General features: G+C 48.9%; 18 protein-coding genes. 5 read left to right on the forward strand and 13 right to left on the reverse strand.

Features of this window, described 5'->3' with window-relative positions; genetic code table 11:
• Positions 1 to 20: 20 nt before the first annotated feature.
• The 3 genes from ACNI23_RS20015 to ACNI23_RS20025 all read right to left on the reverse strand — a co-directional run bounded on the left by ACNI23_RS20015 (position 21) and on the right by ACNI23_RS20025 (position 1,931).
• Positions 21 to 734, reverse strand: a complete 714-nt coding sequence (locus ACNI23_RS20015; RefSeq protein WP_420250978.1) for a DUF554 domain-containing protein — start codon at positions 732 to 734, stop codon at positions 21 to 23.
• Positions 735 to 828: 94 nt separating this feature from the next.
• A complete protein-coding gene (locus tag ACNI23_RS20020) occupies positions 829 to 1,140 on the reverse strand; it encodes a DUF190 domain-containing protein (protein ID WP_420250979.1) in 312 nt (103 codons plus the stop codon).
• 92 nt (positions 1,141 to 1,232) lie between these two features.
• The gene (locus ACNI23_RS20025; protein ID WP_420250980.1) at positions 1,233 to 1,931 is read right to left on the reverse strand and encodes a Crp/Fnr family transcriptional regulator; all 699 of its coding nucleotides are present in this window, start codon (positions 1,929 to 1,931) and stop codon (positions 1,233 to 1,235) included.
• Between the two features lie 249 nt (positions 1,932 to 2,180).
• Here ACNI23_RS20025 and ACNI23_RS20030 point away from each other — a divergent pair, with 249 nt between their 5' ends.
• The 4 genes from ACNI23_RS20030 to ACNI23_RS20045 all read left to right on the forward strand — a co-directional run bounded on the left by ACNI23_RS20030 (position 2,181) and on the right by ACNI23_RS20045 (position 6,364).
• Complete coding sequence (locus tag ACNI23_RS20030; RefSeq protein ID WP_420250981.1) at positions 2,181 to 2,843, forward strand: HAD family hydrolase; 663 nt, start codon at positions 2,181 to 2,183, stop codon at positions 2,841 to 2,843.
• 163 nt (positions 2,844 to 3,006) lie between these two features.
• The gene (locus ACNI23_RS20035; RefSeq protein ID WP_420250982.1) at positions 3,007 to 4,233 is read left to right on the forward strand and encodes an HDOD domain-containing protein; all 1,227 of its coding nucleotides are present in this window, start codon (positions 3,007 to 3,009) and stop codon (positions 4,231 to 4,233) included.
• Between the two features lies 1 nt (position 4,234).
• Positions 4,235 to 5,875, forward strand: coding sequence for a GAF domain-containing protein (locus ACNI23_RS20040; RefSeq protein WP_420250983.1), 1,641 nt, complete (start codon positions 4,235 to 4,237; stop codon positions 5,873 to 5,875).
• A gap of 90 nt (positions 5,876 to 5,965) precedes the next feature.
• Positions 5,966 to 6,364, forward strand: a complete 399-nt coding sequence (locus ACNI23_RS20045; protein ID WP_420250984.1) for a response regulator — start codon at positions 5,966 to 5,968, stop codon at positions 6,362 to 6,364.
• Between the two features lie 66 nt (positions 6,365 to 6,430).
• Here ACNI23_RS20045 and ACNI23_RS20050 read toward each other — a convergent pair whose 3' ends face one another.
• The 10 genes from ACNI23_RS20050 to ACNI23_RS20095 all read right to left on the reverse strand — a co-directional run bounded on the left by ACNI23_RS20050 (position 6,431) and on the right by ACNI23_RS20095 (position 17,003).
• A complete protein-coding gene (locus tag ACNI23_RS20050) occupies positions 6,431 to 7,102 on the reverse strand; it encodes a D-lyxose/D-mannose family sugar isomerase (RefSeq protein WP_420250985.1) in 672 nt (223 codons plus the stop codon).
• A 23-nt stretch (positions 7,103 to 7,125) separates the two neighbouring features.
• The gene (locus ACNI23_RS20055; RefSeq protein ID WP_420250986.1) at positions 7,126 to 8,010 is read right to left on the reverse strand and encodes a carbohydrate kinase family protein; all 885 of its coding nucleotides are present in this window, start codon (positions 8,008 to 8,010) and stop codon (positions 7,126 to 7,128) included.
• Between the two features lie 3 nt (positions 8,011 to 8,013).
• The gene (locus ACNI23_RS20060; RefSeq protein WP_420250987.1) at positions 8,014 to 8,853 is read right to left on the reverse strand and encodes a carbohydrate ABC transporter permease; all 840 of its coding nucleotides are present in this window, start codon (positions 8,851 to 8,853) and stop codon (positions 8,014 to 8,016) included.
• A 3-nt stretch (positions 8,854 to 8,856) separates the two neighbouring features.
• Positions 8,857 to 9,975: a carbohydrate ABC transporter permease gene (locus ACNI23_RS20065; protein ID WP_420250988.1), complete on the reverse strand. Its 1,119-nt coding sequence runs from the start codon at positions 9,973 to 9,975 to the stop codon at positions 8,857 to 8,859.
• Between the two features lie 68 nt (positions 9,976 to 10,043).
• The gene (locus ACNI23_RS20070) at positions 10,044 to 11,306 is read right to left on the reverse strand and encodes an ABC transporter substrate-binding protein (protein ID WP_420250989.1); all 1,263 of its coding nucleotides are present in this window, start codon (positions 11,304 to 11,306) and stop codon (positions 10,044 to 10,046) included.
• 145 nt (positions 11,307 to 11,451) lie between these two features.
• Positions 11,452 to 12,549 (reverse strand): ABC transporter ATP-binding protein, encoded by a 1,098-nt coding sequence (locus ACNI23_RS20075; protein WP_420250990.1) that lies wholly within the window; start codon positions 12,547 to 12,549, stop codon positions 11,452 to 11,454.
• A 31-nt stretch (positions 12,550 to 12,580) separates the two neighbouring features.
• Positions 12,581 to 13,600: an aldose epimerase family protein gene (locus tag ACNI23_RS20080; protein ID WP_420250991.1), complete on the reverse strand. Its 1,020-nt coding sequence runs from the start codon at positions 13,598 to 13,600 to the stop codon at positions 12,581 to 12,583.
• Positions 13,600 to 14,622 carry a LacI family DNA-binding transcriptional regulator gene (locus ACNI23_RS20085; RefSeq protein ID WP_420250992.1) on the reverse strand — a complete coding sequence of 341 codons (1,023 nt, stop codon included), beginning with the start codon at positions 14,620 to 14,622 and terminating at the stop codon, positions 13,600 to 13,602. The genes ACNI23_RS20080 and ACNI23_RS20085 overlap by 1 nt, the downstream gene beginning before the upstream one ends.
• 1 nt (position 14,623) lies before the next feature.
• Positions 14,624 to 15,952: a galactokinase gene (locus ACNI23_RS20090; protein ID WP_420250993.1), complete on the reverse strand. Its 1,329-nt coding sequence runs from the start codon at positions 15,950 to 15,952 to the stop codon at positions 14,624 to 14,626.
• A 1-nt stretch (position 15,953) separates the two neighbouring features.
• A complete protein-coding gene (locus ACNI23_RS20095) occupies positions 15,954 to 17,003 on the reverse strand; it encodes a UDP-glucose--hexose-1-phosphate uridylyltransferase (RefSeq protein WP_420250994.1) in 1,050 nt (349 codons plus the stop codon).
• Positions 17,004 to 17,609: 606 nt separating this feature from the next.
• Here ACNI23_RS20095 and ACNI23_RS20100 point away from each other — a divergent pair.
• Positions 17,610 to 18,197 carry an RNA polymerase sigma factor gene (locus tag ACNI23_RS20100; protein ID WP_420250995.1) on the forward strand — a complete coding sequence of 196 codons (588 nt, stop codon included), beginning with the start codon at positions 17,610 to 17,612 and terminating at the stop codon, positions 18,195 to 18,197.
• Positions 18,198 to 18,237: the final 40 nt, after the last annotated feature.

Consider the following 18,237-nt stretch of genomic DNA (forward strand, 5'->3'; position numbering starts at 1 on the left):
CGTTTTAGTCGTGAAAATTACTATCCAAAATAAGTTGCCCATAAATATGAAAGGGGCATGACCAGAACAAGTGCCGGAATCATATTCGCTACCGGAAATTGTTTGATCCCGCAGATGCGAAATCCCGTGGCGAGCATGATCAGCCCACCGCAGGAAGAAAAGTCTGCCAGCATGTCTGGGGTGGTCAGGGGCAGAATCAGGGAAGCTCCCAGAAATAGCAAGCCTTGAACGAGAAATTGTGGAAAGACCAAAATGCCCACTGTAAAGCCCATTGTGGAGGCGAAGATGGGAGCGGTGAAAAAATCGAGGATAGATTTAACTATCAACAGGGTGGCATCTCCGGTCATGCCTTCGGTCATGGAACCGTAAATTCCGGTGCCACTCATACAGAAGAGAACCAGCAGAGCCACAAATTTATCCAGAAATTCTTCCTGATTCATATCTCCGCTGGGGCGGGTCAATTTTTCGATTACAATACGGGCTTTTGCTGCGCAGTTCTGGATAATATTTTCCAGCTTTATAATTTCACCAAGCAAGGATCCGACTACCAGAGCCAGCATAACCGGAGCTAAAAGTTTAACTTTTATTATCATGGCTACGCCGAGGCCCATGGATGCACAGCCGAAGATCATGGGCATGCGGGTACGGATATTGGCATTAAGTTTCGGGCCGATCATGGCACCGACAATACTGCCCGCAAGCAGTGCAGCACCGTTTATAAATGGTCCTATCATGTGAGATTCCTTTGTTGGTCAGCTACCTGCCGCTGATGAAGAGGCTATAGCCGTCAGGGTGGGTGAATTGTCGGGGAGGTGAAGAATTCGGGGATTAAGAGGTAAATCCGAATTCAACTCTTGATTTGGTGTAAAAGATACGAAGCTGGTTGGCTTGCAGGCAGGAAAGCAGGCAGTCGCACTCATCTTGAGTCAGGGCCATGGTTACGAGTTGCGGCTTGTCCTCAAAATCAAAATAGTTGTCTGAATGGAAACGTCCGTCATGACCGAAACCCTCTTGCCCGCTGAATAGCGTTGCACCGCGTACTCCGATTTTTCGGGCTTCTTCCACAATCCAGTCTGCCAGCGGCATACCGTCCTGTTCTCGGTTTTTCTGAGTAAAGAAAGTGATTAAATAACCGTGCATTATGTCTTCCTGTTTCAAGTTATGTTGTTTGATCAGGAAATATTACGGAAGTTCGATGCGAACAATGACGCAGGTCACTGAGGAAGGTGTTTTTAAATAATGAAAAAGGGGCTGGAAACTGTTTCGTCCAGTTGTTCTTTGTCCAGAACGGTGATGCTGCCGCGTCCTTTGGAAACAATTCTGTTATCCTGTAGTCTGGATATTACCCGGGCCGCGCTTTCACGCGAAGTTCCGACCATGCCTGCAAGATCTTCGTTGGTGAGAGGGAGTTCTGAACCTATGCGGGTGGATAACATGCTGAGTACATTGAGAATGCGCGTCTCAACGCTTTCGTCAATTAGATCAATGATGCGCGTGTATGCTCCGTCCAGCAGTTCACCCATAGTTCCCAATATACCTATGGCAACGGGGGGATTGTTTTCAACCCAATATCTGAATTCATGGCAGGGTATTGTGATGATCGATGAATCTTCCACAACACGGGCGCTGAAAATCCTTGGAGCGGGTTTGAAGCAGGTGATCCCGTTCAAGGTCATTCCCCGGGTGGCGACAAGGTAGGTGAAGGATTTCCCGGATGGCGATTCTTTGGAAAGGATAACTTTCCCGCTTTCCACGAGACAGAAATTATTTGATTCGTCTCCGGCTTTGAATATGAATTCTCCTTTCCTGAATTTACGCTGGCTGACCATGCGCGATAATTCTTTTAAAGCAGGCATTTCCGCTTTGTTAAGGTTGGGGTCAGCCTGCAGGGCATCAATGATTTGCGCTGTGTTGTATTCGGTTGCGGGCATATTCAAGATAATAAATTTGTGTGGTTGATTCGGTTTAATTGCTGTTAAATAAGCCAACTTCAAACGGGCAGAAACGTCAATCTATTTCGCACGGATTGCATCCATGGAAAATGTTGACTGTGAGCTTGCAGTGGCGTTAGTCCTTGCCCGTTATGTTTTCTTTGATTATGTGGCATGTTTTTCATGCTTAAGAGCAATGTATTGCCGGAAATATGTTTTAAACCTTATAATTATTATTGAGTTGTAAAGATGGAAAGTTCACTTGATTTTTCAGCTGTGATTTTTGATTTGGATGGAACCCTGCTTGATACATTGAGCGATATCGCTGCAGCTGGGAACTCCGCTTTGGAGTCAGCGGGATTCCCGACCCATCCGGTAGATGCATATCGGAAGTTCGTAGGTGACGGTGCAAAAAAACTGGCATGGAGAGTGCTACCTGAAGATAAACAGAATCAGGAAGATTACGATAAGTTTGTGCCGGTCCTGCTTAAGAAATTTGAAGAGGAGCTTAATAATCACGTCCGTCCTTATGCCGGAATCCCCGAGGTGCTTGCTGCTTTTATTGCCGCCGGGAAAAAAATCGCGATCCTTTCCAATAAGCCTCATGAGCACGCTGTTGAATCCGTAGCCAAGTTCCTGCCGGAAATAGACTTTTTTGCTGTTTACGGCGGGCGCAAGGATGTTCCTCTTAAACCCGAACCTGATGCAGCTCTTGAGCTTGCGGGAAAAATGGGTGTTTCACCGCAACAGACCTTATTCATTGGTGATACTGATGTTGATGTTAAAACCGGAGTTAATGCCGGCATGATTGCTATCGGAGCCGGTTGGGGCTTCCGTGGTGAAAGTGAGCTTGTAAAAGCCGGAGCGAATATTGTGCTGGATACTCCCGCCGACTTAGTGTCTCTGCTCTAAATTTATTAGCAAATTATTCTCAAGGGAGGTGCGGCTTATGCTGTGCCTCCTTTTTTTTATTCCTATGCAAAGTAAAATTGTATTTAAATTGCCCGCCATCTGTTATTCTTCAATCAAAGCCAGAGTGTTTTTTCAGGAATTTTGCAATCACGAAGGGTAGACTATGAAAGTTTTTGTAGGTGATTTGAAAGTCGGAATGCGTCTGCTGGAGGACGTCAAAGGGGCTAATGGCCGTTTCCTGCTGGCTGCTGATACTGTGCTTGAAGAGCAGCATCTGCGAATTTTCAATATATGGGGCGTTAGCGAAGCAGAGGTTTTTATTGGAAGCAAGCCGGGAGAAGATAATGACGAGCCGGATTCCCGTCTGCTGGCTCTTGCAGAGGAATACGTAGAGGGAGTGTTCGCATATGCGAATATGTCTGTGGCACCCATGCAGGTTTTGAAAGAAGCCTGCATTAAGCATTTTGTTGGGGTGCTGGAAAAGGAAAATGCCCTGCCTGAAATTTTGATGCCCATCGGCGGCGATCTTGATATCCCTGATGTCCCTCTTTTTAAAAGTGCGGGTGTCTTTTTAAAGAGTGGCATCCGTTTGGCGGCCTTCCCGGACATTTATTACAAGATCATGGAAGCTCTTAACGATCCCGGGGCCGGCTCTGAAAACCTTGCGGATATTATTTCCAAGGATTCGGGGCTGAGTGCCAAATTAATCAGTCTTGTCAACAGTCCATTGTATGGCTTTGACCTTCCGGTTGAATCCTTGAGCCGGGCTGTATCACTGGTGGGAACTGATGGGGTATGCCAGCTTGCTTTAAGTGTTTCGGTTATGGAGGCTTTCAAGGGAGAGCATAATGTCGGTTTTTCCATGGCTGATTTTTGGAAACATTCATTAGCATGTGCTGTGTTTTGCCGCATTCTTGCTCTGCAGGTTCCCGGAATTTCGCAAGATAAATGTTTTGTCGTCGGGATGCTTCATGACATCGGGCAGCTGATTATGCTGCAGCAATATCCGGAAAAGATAGATCTGGCTTTCCAGCTGAGTATGTCTCGCAACATCAGTTATTGCAAAGCAGAGTCCATCATCTTCGGGTTTGACCATTGTGAACTTGCCGGAAAACTCTTTGAACTCTGGAATATACCGCCGTCAATTACTGCCGGGGTGGTCGGGCATCACGGGGGCCGATCCCGTGAGCTTAGCATTGAGTCTGCAATCTGTTCTGTCGCGGATGTTATGGCAGTGGCGATGCAATACGGAACTAATAATTTCGGTCAGGTAAGCGCCCCATACCCCGGGGCATGGGAAACTCTCGGGATTCCTGACGGCGCGGTTTTAACTACCATATCAAAGGCTAAACGGCAGATTGCGGACATTCTTGCCATATTCGGAGGTTAGGATGGACGAAAAAAAATTGATAAAATTTCAACAGCAGCAGATTAAAGCTCTTCAATTGGAGAAGGCTGCTGCAATGGAAGCCTTGGACCTCGCTAGAGAACTTGGGACCATAACAGCCCTTTCCCCGCAGCAGTCATCGTTGGATACATTGCTGCAGGATATCTGTGATCGCGCTCAGAGGATGATTTCGTTCGAGTCTTGTGCGGTTTATCTTGTGGATAATAATACACAGGATTTTGTGCGGGTCCGTTCCTGCCCCGACAGTGCCTCAGCAAAACTGGAAAAAGAAATAGATCTACTTATTGCGGATCAGTCTTTTGCTTATGCTTTGCAGTCTGACGGTCCGGTCTTTTTCCTTGATTCTGCCGGGGAGAATCACATTCTGCTTCATGCTCTCCTTACTCCGTTCAGGGTGCGGGGAATGTTTGTAGGGATAATGCAGCAGAGCAAGGAAGAAATTTTAGATACCACCTTGAAACTATTCTCAGTCTTCATGCTTTCCGCAGTTAATGCCCTTGAGAATTACGAAAACCACGAGATTATGCGAAACCATAGTTTGGAACTTGAACGTATGGTTCAGCAGCGTACTCAGGATCTAGTCGATGCCTATGATCGTTTAGATATTACATTGAATGCCATGCAGGCCGGGGTAATGGTGGTTGAAGCGGAAAACTATAGGATTGTCGATGTAAACCCCAAGGCTCTTGAGATGATGGGCAGGGAGTGGGAAGAGGTAATCGGAGCGGAATGTTTTAGTGTGATCTGTACCGCATGCAAAGGGAGGTGCCCTATTGTTGATCGCGGTCTGGAAGAAAGCAACGAAGAGCATGTTATTGAAAGAAAGGACGGCACACATATTCCCATCCAGAAAAGCGTAAGCAAGGTCATGATTGATGGCAAGTTGCATATGGTTGAAAATTTTATTGATATTAGTGAACAGAAAAAACTTGCCGATTTGAAGGAGCATGTTGACCGCATTGTGCGCCATGACCTTAAAGTCCCTTTGAACGGGATTATCGGGCTTCCTGATTTATTGTTGAGTGATGCTGAAGCCAATCTTACAGAAGATCAGCGGGAAGTGTTGGAGTACATAAAGGCGTCCGGATATAAACTGTTGAGTATGATTAATCTTTCTCTTGATCTCTACAAGATGGAGACAGGTTCCTATGCATACAGTCCTGCAGAAGCAGATATATATTCCATTGCCCGCTCTGTGGTTAAGGATTTATCCGAGTTGGTAAGGTATAAGATGCTGGTCATAAGGGAACAGTTCGAGGGTAAGGATGTTGAGGGGGATTTTTCATTTAATATTCGTTGTGATGAATTTCTGACCTATTCACTCCTGTCCAATATTTTGAAAAATGCTGTGGAAGCTTCCCCTGAAAACGAGGATATCATTTTCGACATTCGGGTTATTGACGGAAATGTTGTCATACGGATTCATAATATGGGCGCGGTTCCTGGAAGTATCCGGGACACTTTCTTTGAAAAATATGTTACTGCCGACAAGTCCGATGGAACAGGGCTGGGAACTTATTCTGCAAAGCTGATTGCTGAAACCATGGGCGGAAGTATTTCCTATGAAAGTTCAACTGAGAAAGGAACTTCAATTATGATTAATCTTCCGGGGATGGATGATTGATACATATTAATTCCAGCATGTTGAAAAGAGATGCTGCTGTGTTATTCATATTGGCGTGTTCCTCTTAATCCAATTGCATGAGGTGGTGCGATGAAGTTTTTGGTTGTTGAAGATGACTATGTATCACGAAGTTTCTTACAGCTTTTTCTTGAGAAGATTGGAGAAGTTGATGTTGCTGTTAATGGGGCGGAGGCTTTGGATGTGTTCAAGACCGCTCTGGAGAAGAATGAACCGTACCAGTTTATTTTCATGGACATTATGATGCCGGAAAAAAACGGTCTGGATGCAGCTCGGGAGATAAGGGAGATAGAACGTGAGTCCAAGGTTGCACCTGCTGAAGAGTCCGTAATCATAATGGTGACCGCTCTTTCGGACGTGAAAACAGTATTCGAAGCTTTCAGTAAGAGCGAAGCCACGGATTATATTGTCAAGCCTCTGACTGCTGAGGCTCTGACAGATAAGCTGAAGGAATTGGGTATTCTTGATTAATTTTTAAAAAGACATAAAAAATCCCGGTTAGGAGTGCTCCAAACCGGGATTTTGGTTTTTTGATTCTTAGACATACTTTGCATAGTCAGTGACCAGCAGGTGAATCGGTTCCTCGTCCTCGTCCACTTCGGGAAAACGGGGCAGGGGCTCGTGGAAGCGGTTATCGATGTTGTCGTCATTGACTGCGCTGACCTCGCCGACCATGACATCCCCAGTTCCTTCTTCGCAGTAGAAGCAATGATACATGCCCGGCTCAAGGCAGATGGATTCTCCCGGTTCAAGTACTATCACACCTCCCGGTTCTACCGTGCGCACAAAGCCGTCCACACTTACTTCCAGAGGCTGATCGGACATGGATTCATCCTCATTGGAACCGTAAAGTTTGATAACCAGATTTCCGCCCGCACGGTTGATGATGTCTTCCCGTTTGGACCAGTGGAAATGCATGGGGCAGAGCTGTCCTTCGCGCAGGATCATGATCTTTTCCGCATAGGGTTTGGGGTCTCCGGTCTGGAGGTTGCCGTTGCGGATGGTGAACAGGATCAGGCCCAGCTTGTCGAAATCACCCTTACCGTAGTCGGTCAGGTCCCAGCCGAGCATATTGCGTACAACCTCGCTGTCGCCCTTACCTTTCCAGTCTTCCGGTCCCCAGAATGCCCATTTTGGCAGGTTGAAGCGGTGTCCGGCGTAAAATTCTTTGGCCTTGATGATCAGTGCGTTGATTTCACTTCTTTTCATGATCTTATCCTGTATTAAAAATATTATTTTATTAACTTAAATTCTGCGGGGATTGCAGGCATGGCTCCTTTGCAGGAACAGACATGGGCGGCCAGCTTGTTGGCATGATCACTGATTTCTTTCAGAGAATGTCCCAGCAGCAATCCGATAGTCACCGCAGCGGTAAAGGAATCTCCTGCGCCTATGGTGTCTGAAATTTTTGTCACTTCAATGCCGGGATGATCAATTTCACCCTCATCACAGATGATCAGGCTGCCCTTGTTGCCGCGGGTCAGCACCGAGCATTTAAGGCCAAAATTATCATGCAGGGTTTTGAGCATATCGCGCTCGCTGCCTTCAAGTCCGAACATGGGCGCAATGACTCTAATTTCATCATCGTTCAGCTTAAGCACATCGGCCCGTTCAAGCGATTCGGCGATGATTTCCTTGCTGTAAAAATTCTGGCGCAGGTTCATGTCATAGACTTTCAATGCCTGCGGGGCAGCATCCAGGAAGGTCTGAATGGCTTTCCGTGATTCCGCACTGCGCTGGGCAAGTGTACCGAAGCAGACCGCATCAACCTGTGCTGCAAAGTCCATAGCGGTGTCATTAAGTTTCAGGTGGTCCCAAGCGATGTCATCCGGGAAATAGTAGGTTGCCACGCCCTGATCATCCAGACTGGCTTCCACGTATCCGGTCTCGTGGTCAGGGTCAATGCTTACCCCCGAAAGGTAGAGTTCTCGGTTCATGAGCTCATAGGTGGCACGCCGTCCGCGATCATCATCACCGAGAGTGGAGATGGCTGCACCGTCTGCACCCAGCCGTCCCGCATGGTATGCAAAGTTGACCGGAGCGCCGCCGATTTCTTCTGAATCTGCCAGCACGTCAAATAGTATTTCGCCAAGTCCGGCGATGAATAGTTGTTTCACTTTTTATTCCTTAACTGATCCGGCAAGTAATCCACGGATGAAGTATCTGCCGAGGAAAATGTAAATCATGAGTACCGGAAAAGCCGCCATGATTGATCCGGCCATGGGCAGGTTCCAGCTTACGGCCTGTCCGCCTGCGAGTTGGGCCAGTCCCACGGTGATGGGGTTGTCCTCGTGGCGGGTGAGACAGATACCCCAGAGGAATTCGTTCCAGATCTGAGTAACCTGCCAGAGGCTGGTAACCACGAAACCGGGGATGGACAGCGGGAAGACAATCTTGGTGTAGATGGAAAAGAATCCGGCTCCGTCCAGTCTTGCGGATTCCACCAGCGCGGTGGGAATCTGGGCGTAGAAGTTACGGAAGATCAGCGATGTGATCGGCAACCCGTAGACCACGTGGGCAAGGATCAGTCCCGGCAGTCCGCCGTATAGGTTCATGGCCCGCAGGGTCTGGAAGAGCGGGATCAGGATAACCTGATAGGGAATGAACATGCCGAACAGGAACAGGGTGAAGATCAGCTCGCTGCCTTTGAATTTCCATTTGGAAAAAACATATCCGTTCAGCGAACCGAGCACAGTGGAAAGCGCTGTGGCGCAGACGGTCAGGATCAGGGAGCTTGCAATGTTGGATTTCAGCAGCCCGAAGGCTTCAGGGAAACTTCGCCAATTAAATTTTTCCGGCAGCTCCCACGCGGTGGGCAGGCTGATGTTTGCCGGGTCTTTAAGTGCGGTAACAATCGCCATATATGCCGGCATAAGGAAAAAAATGGCCAGCACGAAAAGTGAGCCGTAGAGCAGAATGGAGCCGGGGGTGATTCCTGATTTCCGGGTAGTAGTACTCATGGTTTATCCCCTTCTCCTTTGCTTGTACTGGCTGATCACATAGGGAACGATGAATGTTCCTGCCACGAGGAAAAGCACGATGGCGATGGCTGCGCCCCGGGCAAAGTCGTTGGCCCGGAAGGTGGTCATATACATATTCAGGGCCGGATGTCCGGTCTGGGCATTGTCCGGTCCGGTCATGGCGAAAATGATGTCGAACATCTTCAGCGAAATGTGTGAGAGGATGATTACCGCACTGATGGTGATCGGCTTGAGCATGGGAATGGCAACATGACGGTAGTAGTCGGTGCTGCTGGCCCCGTCGAGCATGGCCGCATCACGTAGGTCCTGTGAAATTCCGTTGAATCCGGCAAGGTAGAGGGCCATGGTGTAGCCTGCGTACTGCCAGACTGTGGCAATGATAATACCCAGTGTGGCGAGGTTGAAGCCATGCATTTCTTCCATGAACAGGGCTTGGGGAAACAGGGAACCGCCCAGCCATGCAAAGGCCCCGATTATCACGCCGGGACCGAGCCAGCGTTTGACTGCTTTTTGCGGATTGCCTTTGAGCAGGAACAGCCCGATCAGAATCAGGATGAATGCTGCGACGTAGAGCAGGATTTGAATTATGTTCTGCCAGTTGAATTCAAGAATGGCTTTTGTGGATGAGGTCCATTGGAAATCAAGGGCATCGAAACCGAAATAGGTGGGCAGCACGTTGACTCCCCCCTGAGGAGCCAGCAGCCAGCGCCAGATCGTACCGGATACGATGAAAGAGAGGGACATGGGGTAAAGGAAAATTGTGCGCAGGATATCCTCGCCCTTGGGTTTCTGGTCCAGCAGGATGGCGATGAACATCCCAAGTCCGATGGCTCCGGCGAGCAGCATGACAGAGTAGTACACTGCGTTAACAAGGTCCTGTCTGAAACCGCCGGAAAGGAACCCGTTGAACAGGTCTACGTAATTATCCAGACCGATGAAATTTTTTTGCGGATCAAGGGCCAGTGCGCCTGTTCCGCCCCAGTCGGTCATGGAAATCCAGATGGTGTTGCCGATAAAACCGTATACAAAAACGGCGACAAGGATAATTGATGGCAGAAGGGTTAAAAACGCCTTCAATCTGTCCAGTGATGCTTCCCTCATATGCCGAAACCCCTTTTGGGACCGCGCCGGGAAATCCCGGCGCGGTATTAATTACTTATCCAGATAGACTATTGGCCAATCTTGGCTTTGTCGGCCAGTTGCTGGCAGGCCATGGCGGTTGCCTTGGCATTCTTGGTCTTCAGGAACATTTCCATAACCTGTGCGAAGCTGCCTACGAAGGTTTCGTTTGCTGCTGCGCCGTGGATCAGGGAAGCGGCAACTGCGTCTTTAGCAAAGTCTTTTGCTGCGGACTGCAGGTACTCATTGTATTTGCTCAGGTCGGTATCGGTACGGGCGGAGATGGAACCCTTGAGGGGGTTGAAAGTATCACTGCCTTTCTTGGAACCGAGCAGTTTCAGCCATGCGATTGCGTTGTCGCGGTTGGGTGCGCCCTTGGGCAGGCCGAAAGAGTCGGCGAGGAAAAGGAATACACCTTCGGTGTCAGGGGAAGCCAGCCAGCCGAAGTCTTTACCGGGGACCATTTTCTTAGTGGTGGACATGTAACCAGCGGCCCAGTCACCCATGATGTTGAATGCTGCGCGACCATCGATAACCATATCGGTTGCCTGCTGCCAGGAAAGGGACGCAGCGTCTTTGTTGGTGTAGGGCAGGATCTTACCGAAGAGTTCCCAAGCCTTGATCATTTCAGGACTGTTGAACTTCATCTTACCGGACCAGAGGTCATTCCATTTATCAGCACCGATGGATGCGATAACAACGGATTCCCAGAGGTGGGTTGCGGTCCAGTTCTGGCCCATGGCAAGAGGAACGATACCTTCTTTCTGGAGTTTGGGAGCGATTTTTAGGAAATCATTCCAGTTCTTGGGTGCTTCCACTCCCCATTTTTTCAGGTTGGCAGGAATGTACCACATCACGTTGGAGCGGTGCACGTTTACCGGAACGGACCAGATACCTTTGTCAGTACCGATCAGCTTAACCAGACCCTTGGGGAAAACATCCATCCAGCCTTCTTCATTGAACAGGAAGGTCAGGTCTTCCATACGGTCGGACTTAACCCATGTACCGATGAGTTCCTGACCTGCGTGAACCTGAAAGCTGTCCGGCGGTTCGCCACCGAGCATGCGGGTTTTCAGTACGGCTCTTGCGTTAACACCGGAACCGCCGGTAACGGTAGCGTCGATGACGTTAACATTGGGATACTGGCCTTTGTAGAGACCGATCAGAGCCTGCAGGGCCGGACCTTCATCACCTGCCCACCAAGAGAAAATTTCAAGGTCGCCTTTGAGTTCTTTGGCCTGAGAGACCTGCGGAACTGCCAGCAGCACGACCGCTGCGAATACCAAGCAAAGTTTAATCAGGGACTGTTTCATGTTTCCTCCTAAATGTTAAAACAATCTACGTTATCCTTAAGCCTTTATAGTTTGTCGCTTTAAGGGATTCTTTCGGTAAGTATTTCTCACTAAACTTACTGTTGCGCTGAACCTCCATTAAAGCGCATTCAACATGGATGAGTCGCTAGTATAACGCTTCTTTGGTTTTCGGGTCGAAAAGGACCATGCGGTCGAATTCAAATCCGATAGGTACAATCTCACCGGGATGGGCAATAACCCTTCCTTCCACTTCGGCGATAAGTTCATTTTCGCCGTCGATGACGATTTCGAGTAGTGAATGGGCACCGAGGATCTCGGATACAACTACCTCGCCGCTGCACCACCAGTCCTTTTGGAGCCGCTCGATGTTATCTCCCATTTTGATGGAGTCCGGGCGCAGTCCGGCCAGAACCGGGTCGCCGTCTTTTAGGTTCGGTCCCTGATGATCCTGTACTGGAAATTTAGTGTTGCCTTTGACGACGTACCTTTTGCCGTCAAAGACCTTGATGGCCCCTTCAAGGATATTCATGGGCGGGTTACCGATGAACTGGGCCACGAATACGTTGTTGGGCCTTTCGAATACTTCCACCGGAGTACCCACCTGCTGGATATAGCCGTCCTTGAGGATGACAATGCGGTCGGCAAGGGTCATGGCCTCAATCTGGTCATGGGTGACGTAGATGGTGGTTGTCTTGAGCCGCATGTGCATTTTACGCAATTCCATGCGCATCTGGGTGCGAAGCTGGGCGTCAAGGTTGGAGAGCGGTTCATCAAAGAGAAAGACATCGGGGTTGCGGACCATGGCCCGGCCCATAGCAACGCGCTGGCGCTGTCCGCCGGAAAGTTCCGAAGGTTTGCGATGCAGGTAAGGTTCAAGTTCGAGAATCTTGGCTACGTCATTCACGCGCTGCTCAATCTCGTCCTTGGTTTTTTTGTGCATCTTCAGCGAAAATCCCATGTTTTCGGCAACGGTCATGTGCGGATACAGGGCGTAGTTCTGGAAAACCATGGCTACGTTGCGGTCCTTGGGGGATACATTGGTCACCACCCGTTCTCCGATGTGGATGTCCCCGCCACTGATGTCCTCAAGACCTGCCACCATGCGCAGGAGGGTGGACTTGCCGCATCCCGAAGGGCCGACCAGCACGATGAATTCGTTGTCCTTTACGGAAAGGTCCACACCGTGAATGACCTCGACTGATCCATAACGTTTGATGACGTTTTTAAGCTCTACGTTTGCCATGCTTCATCTCGCCTTGTTCGTTTTAAATTCCCTAGGAAATTCTACGGAACCTGTACTCGGTTGAATGATTATATCTTTCTCCGGGATTCAAGATCACGGAGGGAAATTCCGGTTGATTGACCGCATCCGGGTAGCCCATGGGCTCAATGCAGAATCCTGAGCGCGGGCCGTATTGGAAACCGTTACTACCCTTGGTTCCGGCAGTCATGCCGTCTGCAGTATAGAGCTGCACTCCGCGCTGGTTGGTGCAGATTTCCATTTCAAGACCGGATTCAGGTGCTCGGGCAATTGCCGCTGGAATGGTGTCTTCGCTTTGGGTGTTCAGAACATAAAAGCGGTCCTGTTCATTTTCTCCCAGTGCTTTGAACTCGCTGAAATCATCAGAAGTGCCGGAAATATCTATGAGTCCGCCATCGGGGGTAAGATGGTTGTCAGTTGATAAGCTTTGCGTGGCGAAGATTTTCAGTTCGTGGCTGTTAATTGTCTGTCCGTCACCGTTCAGGTTGAAGTAAGGGTGTGCGGTCATATTCAACGGGGTGGGGGAGTCGGATTCCGCACGGTGGACGATGGAAAGGGTGCTGCCGCTTAAAGTAAAAGTGGTTTCAATTCGCAGATTACCGGGATATCCGCCCATGCCGTTTTTGCAATGAAGTTCAAGAGTCAGTGAAGGAGAGTCTGCTCCATCTTTCAGTTCCAGAACTTCCCAGTTTCGGCGGTTGAAACCGTATTTGCCGCCGTGAAGGTGGTTGCTGCCCTCGTTGCGGTCCAGCTGATATCTTTGCCCGTCCAGCTCAAATGCAGCATTTGAAATCCTTCCGGCTACCCGTCCTACAGTTGCGCCCATGTAATTTCCGTCGTTCATGTATTCTTCAAGGGAATTAAAGCCGAGTATTACGTCGATATTCTTTTCACCTGCCGCAATCTCCAGCCCTTTCAAGATGGCCCCGTAGGTGGAAATATGAGCTTTGCATCCGGCACTGTTTTCCAGAGTGAAGAGCAGGACATCTTCTCTGTATGGAGTTCGGCCCCATGGCTTACTGCTTATAGGCATTACACATCCTCCTTGTAGCTTGAACCTCGGATGAGCAGTTCTGTTTCAAGGGTGATGGTTTCCGGCCTGAAATTATCTTTGTCTTTAAGCTGTTTGAGCAGCAGGGTGGCCGCTGTTTTGCCCATTTCAAAGGCGGGTTGGCCTACGGAAGTCAAGGCCGGATCAATAAGTGCGGATTCCGGTGACCCTGAAAATCCGGCTAAGGCCACATCTTCGGGAATGCGCCAGCCAGCTTCACGGAAACGGCAGAATGCACCCACAGCTACAGGGTCGTTGATGCAGAGTACTGCATCCGGTGGATTGTCCATTTTCAGGTATTCTTCAGCCCCTGCGCGTCCGTTGCTGCCCCGGCAGCCCCCGATATTGATGTTCAGTTCCGGATAGAAAGGCGCTCCGTGATTCTTGAGAGCTTGCAGGTAACCGTTGAAGCGCAGCCTGTTCATGGAAATTCCTTCACGTCCGGCAAGGAACCCGATGCGTTTGTAGCCTCGGTCGATGAGATGGGATGTCATTTTGTATGAAGCTCTGAAATCGTCAATGACCACCTTTCCGGTATCCAGCTCGTCCACCACGCGGTCATATTGAACCAACGGGATATTTTGGCGCATCAGGGCGCGCATGTGATCGTAATTGGTGGTCTCAAGGGAAATAGCCATGAGCACCCCGGCTACGCGGTTGGCTGCCAGCGCTTTGGTAGTCATGATCTCGCGTTGCAGAGTCTCGTTGGACTGGCAGACCATGATGATATACCCGGCATTGTACGCTACTTCTTCGATGCCGCTGATTACTGTGGCGAAAAAATTGTGCCTGATTTCGGGAACGATAACCCCGATGACCTTGCTGCTCTGCTTTTTCAAGCTTTGAGCTATAGGATTAGGTTGGTAACCGTACTTTTCAGCCGCCACCATGACCACTTCCTTGGTCTTGTCGCTGATGTCCGGGTGGTCGTGCAGGGCGCGGGAAACTGTGGATGCGGAGATGCCGAGCTTGCGGGCGAGGTCTTTGAGGGTCATGTGTCCCATATTATGGTTCCGTCCTGTTTTTAGGGATAGTCAGAAATTCGTGGCCCGGCTGGCGGATGGACAGTTCAATGACTGAATCTTCTCCGAAAACCTTTTCCATTGAATGTCGGTATTTTTTGAAATCAGATTTATGAACATAAACTTGGATAGTTCCGGCAAATCCACCGCCATGTACCCGTCCAACACCGTGTGAACCGAGAATCTGTTCCGTCAATGTAAGAGCCAGTGGAATTGGTTGTCTTTTGGGGGTGGCAGGGCTGTAGCAGTTTTGCAGCAGCTCTCTGGAGGAATGGCCGGACTCGGCAACAAGGCGCATGAATTCAGCCATATTCCCATCATGAAGTGCTTTGGCTTGATTTATAGCCCGTTCGTCTTCGTCGATAAAGTGAAACAGCCGAAGTACAGCACGGTCACCTGATTTTTCGCGGATATCGTCAATGTGATCAAGAATCCTGTTCAGGGTCAGCCCCTTGGCCTGATCCTGTCCGCAGCATTTGGCAGCTTCAAACATTTCAGCCGGGATAGCCGCATAATCCGGGGTCAGGTCGGCGTGGCTGCCTCCGGTATCAATTACGCAGAGGCGGTATCCTGTTCCGTAAAATCCATCAGCACAGCCGGCAGTTTTAAATTCCGGTTCAACACGGGTGACACCAGGATTCGCCGGATCATTAAAATCTATGGACAGAATTCCTTCATAAGAGGATGCCATCTGGTCCATGAAACCGCAGGGTTTGTTGAAATGGATATTTTCGGCCTGCTTGGCAACACTGGCTATTTCCAGTGGTCCGATTTTGCTATCATTGAAAAGATAACTGAAAATACGGCCTACCAGAACTTCAAAAGCTGCTGAGGAACTGAGGCCTGCCCCGGCAGAGATTGTGCTGTGTACGCAGGCATTAAATCCGCCGATATTCAGTCCAAGCTTGCAGAATCCGTCAGCAACGCCGCGCACAATGGCAGAGCTTGTTTCATATTCATCTTCACGCGGCTTCGTGTCGGAAATATCGATTTTGATAGGGTTGTAGCCCTCGGAGCGAATAGTGACCACATTGTTTTGCGATTTGGAGAAAGCGGCCAGACAGTCGAGGTTCACGGCAGCGGCCAGCACATGCCCGTGGTTATGATCGGTGTGGTTGCCGCCCATCTCGGTGCGTCCCGGTGCACTGGCAAAGCAGATTTCATCAGGAGCAAAATTTTCAAGCATGCAGTGTAGAAGATTACGCATGCGCTCCCGCGATTTCTGAACTTCGGCAGAGGAATGGATCAGGCTGAACTGTTCGTCAAACCCGCCCTGTTCCAGATGTACACGGTAATCCTCAATGGAATGCATGCTAACCCTCCCGGTCCAGATAATGAGTTTCGGGAAGGTCACGCAGCCGCTGGGCACTTTGCTCGGCAGTTATGTCTCGTTGAGGCATGCCCAGCATTTCAAATCCGACCATGAATTTCTTCACTGTGGCTGAGCGCAGCAGCGGGGGGTAATAATGGATGTGCCAATGCCAGTGTTCGCCTTTGTCATTCAAGGTGGGGCGTTGGTGGATGCCCATGGAATACGGGAAAGATGTTTCGAAAAGATTATCGTAGCGGATGCCCATGCGTACCAGCGCATCTGCAAGGTCATCGCGCTGGGATGGGGTCATTTCTGTGATTGCGCCCATATGAGTTTTGGGCAGCAACATGGTTTCAAAGGGCCAGACAGCCCAGAAGGGGACAAGGGCGACAAAGGAATTATTTTTGAAAATGATCCGTTCCTTGTTTTCAAGCTCCCGTTCCACGTAGCGGCAGAGCAGACATTGTCCTTTCCCGTCCAGATATTCCTGCTGCCGCTTATCTTCCGCTGCAGGGATGACAGGAACGGAGCTGGTGGCCCAGATTTGTCCATGCGGATGCGGGTTGGAGCAGCCCATGATGTCGCCCCGGTTTTCAAAAATCTGCACGTAGCCGATTTCATCACGTTCTCCAAGCTCTGCATACTGAGTGCACCATGCATCCACCACTTTACGCACATTCTTCGGCTGCATGCGCGAAATGGTCAGGTCATGGCGAGGCGAGAAGCAGACGACCCGACAGATACCGCTTTCCGGTTCTACTTTAAAAAGATTGTCGTCATCACAAAATCCGTCCACGGAGTCGGGAAGCAGGGCGGGGAAATCGTTGTCGAAAATAAAAATATCTTTGTAATCAGGGTTGTTCGCGCCCTGATTGCGGGTGTTTCCGGGGCAGAGGTAGCATTTGTCATCGTAGGCAGGAAGGGTGTTGCGGGATGCTTTTTCCTGTTTGCCCTGCCAAGGGCGTTTAGTGCGGTGTGGTGAAACAAGTACCCATTCCCCGGTCAGGGGATTGAATCTTTTGTGTGGGTAATCCTGAAAATTATTACTCATTTTTGTTCCTTGCTCCCGATTCTGCAAACGTAACCGCAAACGTTTTCGGAAATATTGCCTCAAGCAACTTATCTTGTCAATAAGCTGTCGCTTAAAAGTCTTTTTCTCGACATATTTGGGTTAAACATATTTGAGTTATAAGATTTGTACTGACAATTGACTCTATATTATTTGAAATCCTAATATGCGGAAAATATTGCCTATTGAGATGATTTCTAAAGTTATATAAAGTTTCTTACAGCCAGCCCGGCAGGATTCGTTTCTGCCTATTCCTAGCGCCAGCGTGGACATTGTTAATTCCATGCAAGTTCAAATACGTTTCGCGTATTTACGGCATGAGCTTACATTGAAAATCAGCCTCGCGTCGGACTTAATTAGTACGGGACATGAGTCTTTATCCCTCGGAAAAATGGAAAAAGTATCTTTCGTTAAGATCTTGATTTAACGGAGTTAAGTTTAGAAGGAGTAATTATAGTTAAGTTTTTATAAAGAGAGTGGGGATGTTTCGGTTTTTTCCTGCGTATACAGTTGTAAGAATGCCCATGGAGGCAATCAGCCTGTTATGATGAAGGGAAAATATTAAGAAGCATTAAACAAAGACATCGGGTGATTGTTTTGAGCTTAGAACAAAAGGCAATAGTAAATATTATCAGAAAGTGTAGCGAAGGAGATAGTTGTTCTTGGAATGCTTTTGTAGAGAGGTATTCTGGGATAATCTATTTCACCATTAATAATACATTAAAGAGCAAACTTAAGTTTTACTCTCAGCATCACGTTGATGACATTTGCCAGAACGTTTTCCTGCGCCTTGTACAGAATGATAGAAGTCTGTTAAGGCGATATGATCCGCAAAAAGCCAAAATTACAACTTGGTTAATGGTTATTTCCAGAAGTGTTACTATGGATTTTTTGCGCAAGGGAGTGTATTGTTTAGCTCCTTTAGATGATTTCATCAACGAGCTTGAAGCTCCTGTAGATCCGGTCCAGGAAGGACTGGATATCCCGGAGCAGCTGCTTTCGCCTCGCCAGAAGCTGATAGTGAAACTTTATTTTGAGGATGGGCTTGATATTTCGGAAATTTCCGATTTTATCGGAATCAAGGAGCAGTCGGTCAGGAGTGCCAAACATAAGGCCCTGATTAAGCTGCGTTCCTACCACGGAGTCAGTGAGGAATCTTATGCGCTGACCCGTTAGTGTCGTAAATTAAATCTAATTAATGGATTTAACGGACACA

Source organism: Maridesulfovibrio pacificus (SeqCode), assembly GCF_048612815.1.
Classification (GTDB): domain Bacteria; phylum Desulfobacterota; class Desulfovibrionia; order Desulfovibrionales; family Desulfovibrionaceae; genus Maridesulfovibrio; species Maridesulfovibrio pacificus.

Bases quoted from the DNA above. Each gene is read 5' to 3' on its own strand.
- ACNI23_RS20065 (WP_420250988.1), bottom strand. From the start codon at position 9,975: ATGAGGGAAGCATCACTGGACAGATTGAAGGCGTTTTTAACCCTTCTG.
- ACNI23_RS20025 (WP_420250980.1), bottom strand. From the start codon at position 1,931: ATGCCCGCAACCGAATACAACACAGCGCAAATCATTGATGCCCTGCAG.
- ACNI23_RS20095 (WP_420250994.1), bottom strand. From the start codon at position 17,003: ATGAGTAATAATTTTCAGGATTACCCACACAAAAGATTCAATCCCCTG.
- ACNI23_RS20090 (WP_420250993.1), bottom strand. From the start codon at position 15,952: ATGCATTCCATTGAGGATTACCGTGTACATCTGGAACAGGGCGGGTTT.
- ACNI23_RS20040 (WP_420250983.1), top strand. From the start codon at position 4,235: ATGGACGAAAAAAAATTGATAAAATTTCAACAGCAGCAGATTAAAGCT.
- ACNI23_RS20035 (WP_420250982.1), top strand. From the start codon at position 3,007: ATGAAAGTTTTTGTAGGTGATTTGAAAGTCGGAATGCGTCTGCTGGAG.
- ACNI23_RS20070 (WP_420250989.1), bottom strand. From the start codon at position 11,306: ATGAAACAGTCCCTGATTAAACTTTGCTTGGTATTCGCAGCGGTCGTG.
- ACNI23_RS20020 (WP_420250979.1), bottom strand. From the start codon at position 1,140: ATGCACGGTTATTTAATCACTTTCTTTACTCAGAAAAACCGAGAACAG.
- ACNI23_RS20050 (WP_420250985.1), bottom strand. From the start codon at position 7,102: ATGAAAAGAAGTGAAATCAACGCACTGATCATCAAGGCCAAAGAATTT.
- ACNI23_RS20075 (WP_420250990.1), bottom strand. From the start codon at position 12,549: ATGGCAAACGTAGAGCTTAAAAACGTCATCAAACGTTATGGATCAGTC.
- ACNI23_RS20080 (WP_420250991.1), bottom strand. From the start codon at position 13,600: ATGCCTATAAGCAGTAAGCCATGGGGCCGAACTCCATACAGAGAAGAT.
- ACNI23_RS20060 (WP_420250987.1), bottom strand. From the start codon at position 8,853: ATGAGTACTACTACCCGGAAATCAGGAATCACCCCCGGCTCCATTCTG.
- ACNI23_RS20045 (WP_420250984.1), top strand. From the start codon at position 5,966: ATGAAGTTTTTGGTTGTTGAAGATGACTATGTATCACGAAGTTTCTTA.
- ACNI23_RS20015 (WP_420250978.1), bottom strand. From the start codon at position 734: ATGATAGGACCATTTATAAACGGTGCTGCACTGCTTGCGGGCAGTATT.
- ACNI23_RS20085 (WP_420250992.1), bottom strand. From the start codon at position 14,622: ATGGGACACATGACCCTCAAAGACCTCGCCCGCAAGCTCGGCATCTCC.
- ACNI23_RS20030 (WP_420250981.1), top strand. From the start codon at position 2,181: ATGGAAAGTTCACTTGATTTTTCAGCTGTGATTTTTGATTTGGATGGA.